The sequence below is a fragment of the Frankia sp. Allo2 genome, from assembly GCF_000733325.1.
Taxonomy (GTDB): domain Bacteria; phylum Actinomycetota; class Actinomycetes; order Frankiales; family Frankiaceae; genus Frankia; species Frankia casuarinae.
Genome location: NZ_JPHT01000017.1, coordinates 1 through 13,608, shown reverse-complemented (window position 1 = coordinate 13,608; position 13,608 = coordinate 1). Strand labels below are relative to the sequence as shown.

Here is a 13,608-nt window from a genome sequence, read left to right as displayed (position 1 = left end):
CTCGGCGAGCCGTCACAATGGTTTCTCGGTGACGAGGGGCTTCTCGGTGACGAGGGGCTTCTCGGTGACGAGGGGCTTCTCGGTGACGAGGGGCTTCTCGGTGACGAGGCCGCCGTTGACGTGCAGCCGGCGGGTCACCGCGACCGTGTCGAGCATGCGCCGATCATGGGTGACGAGTAGCAGGGTGCCCGCATAGCCGGCCAGCGCCTGTTCGAGCTGATCGATCGCCGGAAGGTCGAGGTGGTTGGTGGGTTCGTCGAGCACCAGGCAGTTCACGCCGACCGCCTGCAGCAGCGCGAGCCCCGCCCGGGTGCGTTCTCCCGGCGACAGGGACGCCGCCGGCCGGGTGACCTGATCCGGGCCGAGACCGAACTTCGCGAACAGGGTGCGCACCTCACCCGCCGGCCAACTGGTCGCCCGCTCGGCGACGGCCAGCGCCGTGGCCTCACCCCGGAACAGGCCGCGGGCCTGGTCGATCTCGCCGAGCCGCACGCCGGACCCGAGTGCCTGGTGCCCCCGGGCCAGGGGGATACGGCCGAGCAGCGCACCCAGCATGGTCGTCTTGCCCCCGCCGTTCGGCCCGGTGATCACCACCCGGTCCGCCCACGCGATCGTCAGATCGACCGGCCCCAGGGTGAAGCCCGACCGGGCCACCACCGCGCCGGTCAATGTCGCGACGACATCGCCCGACCGGGGCGCGGCGGCGATCGACATGCGCAGCTGCCATTCCTTGCGGGGCTCCTCGACCTCCGCCAACCGGTCGATGCGGGACTCGATGGACCGGACCCTGGCCGCGCTCTTCGTCGCCGCCTCGATCCGGGCTCCCTTGGCAGCCCGGTCACCGTCGGGCATCCGCCGCTTCGCCCGCACCGAACCCCGCACCGCCTGCTCCCGCTGGCGTTGCGCCTGGGCGACGAGATCGGCTCGCTGGCCGGCGTACTCCTCGTACCGCTCCCGGGCTTGACGCCGCGCGACCTCGCGGGCCTGCAGGTATGCCGTCCATCCGCCAGCGAAGAGGGTGAGGCCGTGCCGGTGCGGATCGAGTTCGGCGACGGTGTCGATGGTGCGGTCGAGGAACTCGCGGTCGTGGCTGACGACGACCAGCGCCCCGGGCACGCCTTGGACGAACCGCTCGAGCCGTTCCAGCCCGTCGAAGTCGAGGTCGTTGGTGGGCTCGTCGAGCAGGGTGATGTCGAACCGGGACAGCAGGACGCCGGCCAGCGATCCCCGGGCGGCCTGCCCGCCGGACAACGCCGTCGTCGGGCTGTCGAGCGCGCCCGCGGGCAGACCGAGATCGGCGCACACCTCTTCGGCGCGGGCGTCGAGGTCGGCCGCGCCGATCGCCAGCCACCGCTCCAGGGCGACGCTGTAGCGGTCGTCGACTCCGGACATGCCAGGAGCCCCGGACGTGCCAGAAGCCCCGGACGTGCCAGAGACCCCGGACATGCCCAGGGCCAACGCCTCGGTCGCGGCGTCGAGCTCGGCCTGCGCCGCGGCGACGCCGGTGCGACGGGCGAGGAAGGCCCGCAGGGTCTCCCCGGGGTTGCGGTCGGGTTCCTGGGGGAGCAGGCCGACGTTGGCGGTCGGCGGCGCGAGATCCACCCGGCCCGCGTCGGGCGTCACCTGCCCGGCGAGGGCACGCAACAGCGTCGACTTACCGACGCCGTTGGGCCCCACCACGCCGAGACGGTCGCCGGGCGCGACGGTGAGGGAGACGCCGTCGAGGACGGTCGCCCCACCGCGGGTGACGGTGAGGCCGGACGCGACGAGGGTGGCGGACATCTGACCAGTCTGGCGCATGGACGACGCATCGCGTCCCGCCCCCTGTGGTCGCCTCCATCCGGTGGGATCCTACGGTGGGACCGTGCGGCTGACCGACGTCGAGGCCCGCNCCCGGTTCNCCGCGGCGCGGGTCGCCCGGCTCGCCACCGCCGGTGGCGACGGACGTCCACACATCGTGCCCGTCACCTTCGCCGTGAACGCGGGCGCCGTGAACGCGGGCGCCGCCAGCGTCGTCACCGCAGTCGATCACAAACCGAAGAGCACGCTCGGGGGTCTGCGGCGCCTGCGCAACATCACCGAGAATCCTCAGGTCAGCCTGCTCGTCGACGCCTACGACGACGACTGGTCGCGGCTGTGGTGGGCGCGCGCCGACGGCGAGGCCCGCATCGTCCGGGCGGGAGAACCCGGACACGCCCCCGCCGTCGAACTGCTCATCGCCCGATATGACCAGTACCAGGCTGCCCCGCCCGCCGGGCCGGCAATCATCGTGACGGTGGCCCGCTGGTCAGGGTGGGCCTTCTCGGCGTAGCCGGCTGTTGACATCGCCCTCAGCGCGGGCCGGTTTCGGTCGTACCCGGCGCCCGCGGGCGGTCCCAGCCGGGAGGCAGGGTATCCGGTGTGCGCCAGGACGGGTCCGGCTGGAAATCGCACCAGGTGCCGTCGAACGGGAACGCCCTCGCCTCGACGAGCCGCAGCAGCCGCTCGCCCTCGGCCCGCACCGCCGCCGCGTCGGTGACCCAGTAGTGCTCGGGAAACGCGAGCCGTTCCGCGAGCTCGTGCTCGTCCTTCCACTGCCAGGTCCGGTCCGGGCAGACCCACAGGTCGAGGTCGTGGTCGGTCGTATCCACCCCGACGAGTCCGTCGTAGCGCCAGGCCACGGCGGGTGCCTCGAGATTGATGTACCAACGGGCGAACCGCCCCTGCCGGTCCCAGAACCACCACACCGAGTGTGCGCCCGCCGGCGGGATCAGCATGAGGATGTTCGGCCCAGGCCAGGGCCTCGTCACCAGCACCGTAGATTGGCGGATCCATTCGGCGAACGGCATGTCGCGCAGGCCGCGACCGTCCGTGCTCAGCTCGACGGCCATCGGGCAGCCGTGCGGGATCCACAGCCGCAGGCCGCGCTCATCGTGGCCGACCACGTGACCCGCGCGGACGAAGACGAGCCGCTTGGTGGTGAACGACCGGTGCACGACCACTTCGCCCGGNANAAANCCGCCNGGGACGAACGGACCCGCCGGTGCGGCGCCCGAAGCGGGCGGTGGCGATGCCTGGGGACCGGGATGGGGACCAGCCTGGGAACCGGGATCGTACGCCACGGGGCTTTCCGGCTTCGTCACCGTCCGACTGTACGGTGCCGCCCCGCCCCGGCGTGTCCCCCGCCACAACCTCACAACAGACGGGATGGGACGCTCGTGACGGTCGATTCCGCCGTCGATCAACCGACGGCACCGGCCAGCAGCTCCCGGACGACGGGCACCATCGGATGCTCCATCCCCCAGACCCTGAGCAGATCGGCGAGCAGCGCCGATAGGGTCTCGGTGGCCGACGCCCGATGGCCGGCGCCGAGCTGCAACAGCCCGATCTGCCGTCGCAGCTCGAAGACCTGGGCGTCGTCCGCACCGAACACCCTGATCTCGTCCTCCAGCAGCCCACGAAGCTGTTCGAGCGCCTGGCCGGTCTCACCGATCAGGGCCCGGCAGGTCGCCTCCCGCAGACGGCAGCGCAGAACCCGCTCGCTGTCCGGAGCGTCCCGGTGGACGAGATCGACGAGAAGCGTGCGGTAGCCGTCCACGGCGCGGCGGAAGTCACCGCCCTCGAACAGGTGGTCCGCCAGATCGAGACGGAGCGCGAGCACGTCCGCGCTGTCGTGGCCGAGGGCACGACCGGCCCGGTCCACCGCCGCCGCCAGCACACCGGCGGCCTGGCTGTAGCGGGAAGCCCGGGCCAACGTCCGAGCCTCGTCCCGGGCACGACGAAGCTCGGACCGCCCGACCCCGCCACCGGATTCCCCGGGCGGTCCAGCGGCGGATCCCCGTGTGGAGGCGGCGGTGTTCCGGGCCGCCCCGCGCGGTACCACCCGGCCCGCGACCGCCGCGTACATCCGTACCGGGTTGTCCACGGCGTCGTCGACGGCCCCGGGAAGCGGGCCGAGGTCCACCACGGATCCGATCAACGCCGCGTACACCTTCTCCACGCCGCACGGGCGATCCTCCGGTGCCTTGCTCAGCATCGCGGCGACCAGCTCGTCGAGGCCGCGCGGCACGTCGGCGCGCAGCGACCGCACCCGCGCCGGGACCTCCTCGACCTGCTTGTTCATCACCGTGTAGGACGACGCACCGGCGAACAGCCGCTGACCGGTCAACATCTCGAACAGCGTGGCACCCAGCGCGTAGATGTCGGTGGCGGGCGTGCTCAGGCCGGCAAGCACCTGCTCGGGCGCCATGTAGGCAGGGCTGCCGAGGTGCTGGCCGGTCACCGTGATCTTCGACAGGTTGGTCCGGTCGAGCGCAACGGCAAGCCCGAAGTCCAGCACCTTCACGGTACCGTCCGGCTCCAGCATCAGATTCGCCGGTTTGAGGTCGCGGTGCACGAGCGACGCCCGATGCGCCACCGCGAGCACCGAGGCCACCTGGGCGGCAATCGCGGCGGCCCAGCCGACGGGCAGCGCGCCTTGCTCGGCGACGAGATCCGCCACGCTGAGGCCGTGCACCCGCTGCATGACCAGGTAGGGACGCTCCTCGTGGGTACCCGCGTCGTACACCGCCGGCACCCCCGGATGCAGCAGGCGGGCGGTGATGCGGGACTCCCGGATGAACCGGCGGATCAGCTCCTGGTCGGGCTGGCCGTCGGGAAAACGGACGAACTTGACCGCGATCTCCCGGTCGAGTTTCACATCCCGGCCGACCCAGACCTCACCCATTCCGCCCTTGGCCAATGGAACAGCCTCGAGCTCATACCGCCTGTCGATCATCCACCGCGCGGCCACCGTGCCCCCGTCCCTTCCCGCCCGATCCCCGGGAACACTACCCCCACCCGGAAACGGCATCGGCCACGGCATTGTCGGCCGGCCACGGCATTGTCGAGTTGCTGATCCGGGCTGCACCGCGCCGCCTTCAGCGTCACCAGGAGAAGGCTTCGGCCGGACCTGTGTACCGGGCAGGGGTGTCATTACCCGGGACCTGTCTCCCCGCCCCGCAGGCTTCCGTCGGCGATTCCGAGATGACCGAGCCGGACGATGGTCTCGGCCAGTTCCACCGCGTTGCGCAGCGACTTCTCGACCATCGTGAGGCGCTGGAAGTCGAGCCCCCGGGAACGCTGTTCGGCCAGCGGGAGAACCGGTATCCGGACCCGCCGCGGGTCGGCGCGCGGCGACGATCCACCCGAGCGACCGGCGGCCTGGGCATCCGCGCCACCACCGGATCGCCCGTGCGCCCGATGGCCTGCCGCCCGCAGGATCCCGGCCAGGAAGTACGGATCGAGCCGGTCGGGATCGCCCCGCAGGAGCACCACCCGCGGCCCGAGAACGGCGCCCGCGTCCTCGACGACTCGGGCCATGCTCTCCCCCGACGCCGTCACACAGACGACGTCGCCGGGCCGGAGAACGAGCATTCCGGCCAGTTCCTCCGTCCGGCTCGACGGGCCCCGCCCATGCCGGACATCGCCCGCGGTGAGCAACGGCAGGTCACCGACCCCGGCCCTGGTCTGCAACGGGGCCATCAGGATCGTCAACGATCCGGCTTTTGCCAACTCACCGATCGTGACGCTCGACGTGACGCTCAACGAAGCCGGCCGGTCCGCCGGTCCGGATCCCCTCGGTGGGGTCAGGAGGGGAACCGCCGAGGACAACGAGGCCACCGTCGCCAGGAAATCCTCCCGGACAGCGGGGAATTCACCGACCGCGGGAAATTCACCGACAGCGGTTCTTTCCGGAGGATGGTCGATGTAGCGTCGCGGGCTCACGTCGACCTCGTCGTCGAGGAGGTCCGCAACGCATATCCGCCGGAATCCCGCCGGCAGATCGGCGTCGTCGGCCACCTGGTCCGCCTGGGCGGCGGTGTCGCCGCCGAACCCGCCAGCGGCGACGAACAACGCCCAGGCCGCTTCGACGACGGCGATCTCATCGCGCGCCAGGCCCAGCAGCACCTGAGCGGGCGTCGCCCCGGCCCCGCCGGCACCGGCATCGGAACCGGCACCGGCATCGGGGCCGGCCCCGCGGCGGAGCACCCACAGATCCGGGGCCGATCCCGCCGGGAACAGGCCGGGCGGCAGCCCCAGCACGGCGCGCAACTCCCCGGCGCGCAGCAGGTTCGCCCTGATGCGGCGCCCGGCACGGCGCGACGCGGCGGCCGCCGGCATGATGACCAGCACCTGCGCGCCGTCCCGGGCGTGCGCCAGGCAGTACTGCACCCAGGCCAGCTCGGGTTCCCCCCGCGGTGGAACACCGTGGCGCCACCACGGCGCGCCGAGCAGCTCGTCGTAGCCCCAGGAACGCTGCCCGAACGGCGGGGCGCACAGGACCGCGTCGGCCCGTTCCCCGGCGAAGGTGCCGGCGAGCAGCGAATCGCCCGCGACGATCCGCGCGTCACCACCCCGCAGCAGCAGTCCGACGGCGCTCACCCGCGCCATCGTCGGGTTGACATCCTGGCCGAGCAGGCGGCCCGCCCCCGCGGCCCGGGCGGCCTCCAACAGCCCGCCGATCCCGCAGGCCGGGTCGAGCACCGTGGCGGCCCCCGACCGGCCGCGCAGGCCGGCGNGGGTCACCATCAGCTCCCCGACCGCCCGCGGAGGCTCCGCCACCTGCCGGGAGCAGACCTCGCGGTAGCGGGCGCGCAGCGCGTCGAAGAGCTCCGCGTGGCCGTGCCGGTCCGCCGCCTCGGCGGCGACCCGGGCGATCGCCACCCACCCGGTCTCCCAGGTATCGGGGAAACCACCGGGAAGCTCCGGCACGGCGCGGGCGATCGCCGGTTCCAGGGATACGGCCGCCACCGCGTCGCTCTCCCCGAGCAGTGCCGTGGCGCCCGCGGGATCCCGCTGACGATAAATGAGGAAACCCCCGAGATGGCCGGTCACCTCACCGAGGCGTGGATCATCGACGGCCCCCCGGATCCGCTGCCACACCTGGTCGGCCGCCTCGACCTGGAACGGTCGGTCATGCCGGGCGAGCCAGTCCGCCACGGAGGCCAGCGCGAACAGCGGGCTGGTCGACGTCCCCCCGACGGGTGCGGGAAAGTCGGCGAACCGGCGCCGCCAGTTACTGACCGCGGCCCGCCCGACTCCGGCCAGCCGGGCGATGTCGGTGGCGGTGACCGTGGCCGTGTCTGCGGCCGTGGCCGTGGCCGTGGCCGTGGCCGTGACAGCCGCGGAGCTCGCCGTGTCCCNGCCGCTGGTCTTCACCGGCAGCCCGTTCACGGCAGCCCGCCGAACAGGGCGAGGGCGCGGTCCTGCGGCTCGTCTCCGAGGGGCACGACGAACCGGCGGTCGAGGAAGCGGTTGCCACGCTCGCAGGTCGTCTCGGACACGAACAGGCAGACGTGGCAGGCGGCTCCGTGCAGGAAGTCGGCGGGCGCCGACGGCAGCCGCTCGGCGCACAGCGGATCGGACGAGCAGTGCCGGGCGTCGGCGAGGGCCCGGCGGGTCAGCCGGAGCAGCTGGTCGGGCTCGGCCAGCGACACCAGCCCGCCCAGGGTGCCCTCCGCGTCCGGGACGGCCGTGTAGATGAGGATGCCGCCGCGCGGGTCGCCGTCGTCCCCGGCGTAGATGCGTTCGCTCAGGCTGGCCGAGCTGTAGCCGCACTCCAGCGCGATAGTCNGGATAAGCAGGTGGGACAGGGTGTGCAGGGCGAGGAAGCGCTCCCCGGGCCAGCCCTGCATGGGGTCGAAGTCCCCGGCGATCCGGTCGGAGTAGCGGTTCACCCGGAATCGGCTGTAGGCGTCGCGGTGCTCGCGCATCGCGACACTGTCCGCGACGCGGCGCGCCCACGGGCCGAGGATCTCCTCGGGCACCCGCAGGAACATGCCCTCGCCGCGGACCTCGCTCGCCGGTACCCAGGAAGCCGGCCCACGGGCCAGCGGCGCCCGGATGACGAGGTCGGGGTCGTCCGGGTCGGGCGCGTCCAGCCGGGTGAACCCGGTCAGCGCCCGTACCTCCCGCAGGCGTTCGGCCTGCACGACGTCGGCGTAGCAGCCGGCAAGCGGTGCCGGCACACCGCCGGGCTCGCGGCGCAGGGCGAAATCGTCGGTGGGTTCCGGGAGGACGGCGGAGGAGAAGATCTCCCATTCCGGGGTGCGCAGATCCGGGTAGGCCCGCTCGCCGTCGGCGTCGGAACCCGGGGCCGGGCCGGTTTCGATCGCGGCGCGATGCCGCTCGACCGCGGCCCAGATCTCGGCGTTCGACCACTTCTCCAGCTGACGGAACACCGGGATCGGCGCTGAGCGGGCAAAGTCCAGAATCGCCATATTGTTGATCTTTTCGAAGACCTCCCAGTGCTGTTCGACCTTGACCGCCAGCTCGCTGGCGCCAGTCCGCGGCACCGACAGCACCGACAGCGTCTGGGCGAACCACTGGTTGGAGGCGCCGACGACGAGCAGGCGGGACTCCTGCGGGCACCCGCCATCGGCGAAGGTCCCCAGGTGGGGATGGCGGCCCCGGCAGCGTGGCAGGTGCCCCGCACCGCGACGACCCATGGCCTCCCGGATGTTGCGCCGGGCGTCGCAGTTCACGCACCGGATCTCGACGTTGGCGCCGAGGTTGCCGCCACGGTCCTCCATCCGCAGCCGGGGATGACTCGCCCTGGCGCACTGCGCGCCCCGGTGCACGAACATCGGGTAGGGGAAGTCGTCGAGATGACCCGCGGTGCAGGCGAGCACGAAACGGGCCGCCACCGCGAGCGGCCGGCGGCCGGTCTTCTTCCGCCCGCAGGTGCCGTGGAAGAAGCGGGCGTCCTGGGGCCGGGTCAGCCACGGGTTCTCGAACCCGAACGCGCGGGAGGCGATCACGTCCAGCTCGTTGCAGGCGGTGCAGCGCAGCCAGTTCGGGAACGGCACGGTGGGCACGCCGATGCGGGCGCCCTGCCCGCTGCGGTCGCCCGCATCGGTCTCCGCCCATGGGGCCGGGCGCAGCTCGGTGACGCCCCGGTCGTACAGCCGCCGCACGGCGGCGAGCAACCGCGGCTCGACGATCGGCTGGTACTCGGGGACGTTGCGGTAGTCCCAGTCGTCAACGCCGCGGACGATCGCGGAGAAGTTCGGCAGGTCGACGAGCGCGCCGACACCGCTGGTGAACATCAGGTGGCTGGGCCGGACCGCGCCGACCCGCCGGTGGAACGCCGTGACCATCAGATACCCCTCCCCGGGAGCGCTGCGCGGGCCGACCGCGCCGGACGGCCCGCCCGTGCCGCCGCGAAGGCCGTCTCCCCCAGCTCGTCCCCGACCGGGGCGGCCTCGTCGTCCNCCTCGTCCCTGTCGTCCNCCTCGCTGCTGCCGATCTCACCGCCGCTGCCGATCTCACCGGTACCGTCGGCGTCCGGCGGCGCGCCGAACGCCCAGCCCGGCTCGCCGTAGGCGGGGGTGAAGATCTCGGCGGGGCCGGGCACCAGCAGGTTGATCTCGCGCTCGGTCTCCCGCATCGACTGGGCGACGGTGAGAACGTCCCAGCGGACGTGCCCGGCGGGCTCCAGCAGGCCGGTGACCCGCTGCTGTCCCCCGGCCGTGCGATAACCGATGCGGGACGGGCCCGTCCTCGTCAGCTCCCACCTCTCGATCAGCTGCCGGATCCGTTCTTCGAGGTACTCCCGGCCGCGCGGCCCGGCGACGGCCTCGGCGCGGGCCAGCAGCCGGTCGATCACTCCACTGACCGTCGGGCCGGCGAGGTCCACGTCGTGGGCGTTGACGTTGCGAGTGTTCGCCTCGTCGGCGTGCCGGACGGCGGCGACGAACGTGCCGGTGGCGGTCCGGTCGAGGGAGCGGCGGGNGAACGGGGNCACGGACAGCGCCTCCNCCTGCCGGTAGAAGGTCGCATGGTAGTACTCGAAGTCCTCGTAGTGAGCGAGATCCCGCGGCCGGGCCCAGTTGTACAGGGTGACGACAAGACCCGGGCGGCCGGCGTCCCGGCCGACCCGGGAGGACGCCTGGATGTACTCGGCGGTGTTCTTCGGCTGGCCGATCACGGCCATCAGCCCGAACCGGGAGACGTCCACCCCGACCTGGAGCATCGAAGTCGCGAGCACCACGTCGACCGGGATCCGGTCCTGGTTGCNCNGGGCGNGGGTGCGCTNGGNGNGGGGGTGNGGTGCCCGCCGGTCCCGCTCCCTGCTCCGGAACGATGCGCGGACGTTCTCGGCGACGGCCTCCCGCCGCGCGGAGGTGTCGAGCTCGGGGTCGAAGGGGATCTCCAGGCGGCCCAGCACCTCGCTGATGTCCGCCGACGAGACCCGGGAGGTCAGCTCCGAGATCGCGAGCATGCCGGTACCGGTGACGATGCGGTTGGCGAGCCCCTTGCGCCGGCCGTGGGTACGCACCCGGGTGGTGACGTCGTCGTCGAGGTAGCGGCGCATGCCGGCGAGCTCGCGAGTGGCGTTGAAGTAGCCGACGAGGGTCAGATAGGGCTCGGCGGGGGTGCCGTGCCGGTCGAACAGGGTCTGGCCGGCGAGGAGCAGGATCTCGGCGAGGCGGATCTCGGCGGACTTCATCCTCGTCCCGTGCGCGCAGACGCCGAGGTAGCGCCGGCCCGGGGTGGCGGGGGTGACCGGGACCCGCCGGGAGAAGAACGTATCGGTCACGTCGATCACCTGGGGCGGGAAGACGGCGAGGCCGCGGCCGAAGACGCCGAGCACCTGGTCGCGAGCCCGCCTGGTGGTCGCCGTCGAGGCCACGATCTTCGGGCCGGTGAGCGCGCCGGCCGGGACCGGCCAGGTGCACAGCTCGTCGACCGCGCTCTCGAACAGGCCGACGGTGGTGCCGAGCGCACCGGAGATCAGATGCAGCTCGTCCTGAATGATCAGATCGGGCGGGCGCAGCCGGACGACCGGCTCGCTGGTCACGGCGGGCCGCCTGCCGCGGCTGTGGTGACGCTCGCCGCAGCCGGTGCGGGCGTCGAGGTCGTCGTGGCGGTACCCGTGCCGGGGACAGCGTCGGCTCACCCGGCCGAACAGGATCCCCGCCTCGCCGCGCCAGGGCAGCTGGGCGAGTTTGTCGACGGTGGCGATGACCAGGCTCGGGGCGTAGCGGTAGATCTCCTCGTCGACGGTGAGCACCGGCAGGCCCTCGTCGGGCGCCGCCCGCCGGGAGAACGGGCAGGCGTCGGCCCCCTCGCCGTTCGGGCAGTACAGCAGCACCCGGCGGAGGTCCTCGTCGACGTGGGCGTCGGTATGGGCCCCGAGCGCGCTGCCGCACCACGGGCAGCCCAGGGTCTGCAGGACGTTGGCCCGCTTGCCGTCGCCGGCCTCGCGCGCCTCGCCGACCTGGTCGCGGGCGTCCTCGAACCGGTTCGGGGACACCCCGCCGCCGACCCACAGACCGATGCGGAACGGCGTGGCACCCCAGGTCGCCGGGTTCGCACGGCGCTGCACCTCGGCGGCGCAGACCAGGGTGGCGGCCCGCTGGAACTGCTGGGCGGTGAGCAGCCGCAGCGTGTACCGCATGAGGACGGCGACCCCGGCCTCGCCGGAGCGGGCCGCGGCGCCGGTGCCGACGGTCCCCTGTAGGCGGCGGATCGCGAAGGTGTAGGCGGTTAGGCCGAGGTAGGCCTCGGTCTTGCCGCCGCCGGTGGGGAAGAACAGCAGGTCGACGACGGCGGTGGCGTCCGCGGCCCGCTCCGGGTGCGCCGGGTCGGTCAGGGAGGGCAGGTTGAGCAGCACGAAGCCGAGCTGGAACGGCCGCCAGGAGGCCTCCCCCGCGCCCCGGGCCCGCACAGCAGCGGCGGCCGCAGCGTAGTCCAGCCCCTGCTCGTCGCGCAGCCGGGCGATCGCCGTGTGCCGGCGCTGGGCGGCCATCGCCTCGTTGGCGAACTGGAACGCGGCCAGCGCCTCGCGGTGGCGCGGCTGGTCCTGGTCGGTGAGCAGGGCGATACCGGCCCGGATACGGTCCGCCGCTCGGCGGGCGTCGCCGATTGCCGTGCGAGCGGCCGGGCGCAGCCGCGCCGGCAGGCCCGCGACCTCGGCCTCGCGCTCGTCGAGCCAGGATGCGTAACCGTCGGCGAGGGGCGTCAACCCGCGCCGCAGGGCGGCGGGCCCGGCCACGGCGAGAGTGTCCATGGCCAGTTCGACCCCGGCCAGCGGCGTGCCGGGCCCGGCGGGCGCGACCGTCGCCGGCACGTCGTAGGTGGGCAGCCAGGTGGTCTCCAGCCGGTGGGCGCACCGCTCACCGGGCCGGACGTGCGGATGCACCGCGACATTGCGACCGGTCGCGTAGCGACGCTCCCCCCGGTACAGCAGCTGGAGATGCAGATCCTCGTGATCCGCGTCGAGGGGCGGCGCGCCGGCGAGCGGCGCGCCGCCCTCGGGGGAGCCGGGGCCGGGGCCGAAACCGAGACCGGGGCCGGACCACTCGTCCGCGGGATCGTCGACGGGCAGGAAGACGGCGCGCGCGCCGTCCAGCGCGGTCACCGACAGCGTCGGCTGGAACAGCCACGCCGTGTCCGCGGACGAGTGCGGCTCCGGTTGGCTGTTGACCAGCGTCAGCTCGACGACGCGACGGGCACCGCGCTCGCGGACGGCGACGACGAGGAAGACCCCGGTCTCGTCGTCGCCGACGAGCGGCATCCGCCGAGAACCGGCGCCCAGGTGATCGTCCAGGCGGATCTCCCGGTTCGCGAAGACCACCGGTTCGCGGGTCCACGCGCTGCGCTTGCGGCCCTCGTCGTCCTCCACCTCCCGCTTGGTGTAATGCCCCCAGGCCGCCGTGACGGCGAGGACGTCGACCGGATCCGTGCCGTCGGTTCCGGCCGGCACGTCGGTTCCGGCCGGCACGTCAGTTCCGGCCGGCACGGCGAAGGAGAGTCCCATCGACGACGCCCAGATCCGCCCCCGGTTCTGCGGGGTGGCGATCTCCGGCAGGTCGGCGTCCGCGTCGCCCTGCACAGCCGTCTCCGTGTCGGCGACGACGTCCGCGGCGGCGGCCTCCCGGGCACCGCGCGGAGCCGGCTTCGGCCCGAGCATGCCGACGAGGTACCGCTCGCGCGGGCCCATCGCCCTGGGGTGGAACTGCTCGCGCTCGCCGCCCCACGGGCCGAGCAGATCCCGGCGGACGAGTTCGGCGAAGGCATCCCGGACCTCATAGGACGCCGCCGGCTCGAAGAGCTGTGGCGCGTCGAGGACCTCCGCGGCCGTACGGCCGTCGGCGCCCGCACCGGCCCCGTCGCCCGCACCGGCCCCGTCGCCCGCACCGGTGCCGTCGCCCGCCGCGCCCCCCGGCGCGGCGGGCGACGGCGGCGCCCCCAGCGCCCCTGGGATCCCCCGCGGCACGGGGAACAGCCCACCCTCGGCCTCCGGCTCCACCACGGCGCGTCTCCCCCCTCGGCATCCACCGGGCCTCGACGACCCGCCACGAATGCTGTGCCCTCGATCGCCGCATACTTGATCGCCGCATACTTGATTGCTGTGTACTCGGTTCACAGACTACACCACCGTCATCGGCGACGAAAGCCACCATCCCACCCGGGTCCGACACGTCGGCCGGTGAATGCGCAGGACCTGAGCACGGTCCACGGTCCCCTGGACCGTGCCTTGCCCCCCACAACGTGGCCACCGCGCATGGGACCACCGCGCATGGACCACCGCGCATGGGACCACCGCGCATGGGACCACCGCGCGATCATGCGGACCCGACC

General features: G+C 73.3%; 7 protein-coding genes. 1 reads left to right on the top strand and 6 read right to left on the bottom strand.

Going from position 1 to position 13,608, the window contains the following annotated elements; genetic code table 11:
- Window positions 1–12: 12 nt before the first annotated feature.
- Complete coding sequence (locus ALLO2_RS13055; RefSeq protein ID WP_082456715.1) at window positions 13–1,782, bottom strand: ABC-F family ATP-binding cassette domain-containing protein; 1,770 nt, start codon at window positions 1,780–1,782, stop codon at window positions 13–15.
- A gap of 82 nt (window positions 1,783–1,864) precedes the next feature.
- Here ALLO2_RS13055 and ALLO2_RS13050 point away from each other — a divergent pair, with 82 nt between their 5' ends.
- On the top strand, window positions 1,865–2,311 hold the full coding sequence (locus tag ALLO2_RS13050) for a TIGR03668 family PPOX class F420-dependent oxidoreductase (RefSeq protein WP_035732427.1): 447 nt from the start codon (window positions 1,865–1,867) through the stop codon (window positions 2,309–2,311).
- Window positions 2,312–2,330: 19 nt separating this feature from the next.
- Here the strand turns inward: ALLO2_RS13050 and ALLO2_RS13045 are convergent, their stop codons facing one another.
- The 5 genes from ALLO2_RS13045 to drmA form a co-directional block, all read right to left on the bottom strand.
- Window positions 2,331–2,981 (bottom strand): DUF402 domain-containing protein, encoded by a 651-nt coding sequence (locus ALLO2_RS13045; protein WP_035941618.1) that lies wholly within the window; start codon window positions 2,979–2,981, stop codon window positions 2,331–2,333.
- 239 nt (window positions 2,982–3,220) lie between these two features.
- Window positions 3,221–4,756 (bottom strand): serine/threonine-protein kinase, encoded by a 1,536-nt coding sequence (locus tag ALLO2_RS13040; RefSeq protein WP_035732424.1) that lies wholly within the window; start codon window positions 4,754–4,756, stop codon window positions 3,221–3,223.
- 197 nt (window positions 4,757–4,953) lie between these two features.
- Window positions 4,954–7,179: a class I SAM-dependent DNA methyltransferase gene (locus ALLO2_RS13035; RefSeq protein WP_232235077.1), complete on the bottom strand. Its 2,226-nt coding sequence runs from the start codon at window positions 7,177–7,179 to the stop codon at window positions 4,954–4,956.
- Window positions 7,180–7,190: 11 nt separating this feature from the next.
- Window positions 7,191–9,119 carry a DUF1998 domain-containing protein gene (drmB, locus tag ALLO2_RS13030; protein WP_035732383.1) on the bottom strand — a complete coding sequence of 643 codons (1,929 nt, stop codon included), beginning with the start codon at window positions 9,117–9,119 and terminating at the stop codon, window positions 7,191–7,193.
- Complete coding sequence (gene drmA, locus ALLO2_RS13025) at window positions 9,119–13,279, bottom strand: DISARM system helicase DrmA (RefSeq protein WP_035732382.1); 4,161 nt, start codon at window positions 13,277–13,279, stop codon at window positions 9,119–9,121. The genes drmB and drmA overlap by 1 nt, the downstream gene beginning before the upstream one ends.
- Between the last annotated feature and the right edge of the window lie 329 nt (window positions 13,280–13,608).